This window comes from Vibrio olivae, from assembly GCF_042428525.1.
GTDB lineage: Bacteria > Pseudomonadota > Gammaproteobacteria > Enterobacterales > Vibrionaceae > Vibrio > Vibrio olivae.
The window spans coordinates 1-567 of the sequence record NZ_JBHMEP010000100.1 but is presented as its reverse complement, the minus strand read 5'-3'; the positions used below and the strand labels follow the sequence as shown (position 1 = coordinate 567).

The 567-nt window shown below is 59.6% G+C and carries 1 pseudogene; it reads right to left on the bottom strand.

The window, feature by feature from the left end:
- Window positions 1-567 (bottom strand): annotated as a pseudogene (locus ACFFUV_RS23715) (hypothetical protein); the annotation flags it as partial.

The following is a 567-nucleotide window of genomic DNA, read 5'->3' as shown; positions in this document are numbered from 1 at the left end:
CCGTCCACCGGTTCCGGTGGCCCCAGTTCCCGCGGAGCATTGTTCTGGGGGGAGGGATTGTCCTGGAAATTGCCATTCCGGCGATTTTTAAACCGGTCGTTCCCGTTTTTGTTATTATAATTTCCGTTGCGGTTGTCGGGACGGTTGTTCCGGTTTTTGTTAAAACGGTCGTTATTGCGGCGGTTGTTCCGGTCAAAGCGCTGGCGCTGCTGGTCATTCCCTCTCTGGGGTTCCCGGGAAGACTCGTCGGACAGGTCCGCCGCCCCTTCCTGCACCACCCTGATGGCAGGAGGTGCGGCATCGGGATTTCCCTCCGCATCCTGCGCACGGTTCTTTCTCACGAACCGCTGGCGGATCACCTTGGGCTTCTTTTCCTCAGCTTCTCCGGAAGAAGATTCTGCGGACGTGGCGGAATGCTGCGGCGCCAGGGCGGGAGTGGAGGAATCCGGGGCATCAGCCTCATGTTCTCCGGTGGAAACAGTCTTTGTGGAACGCCTGCGCACCGGCTTGACTGCTGTCTCCGCAGCAGGGGCAGGCGTTTCGGCCTGATCGGAAACTTCCTCCACA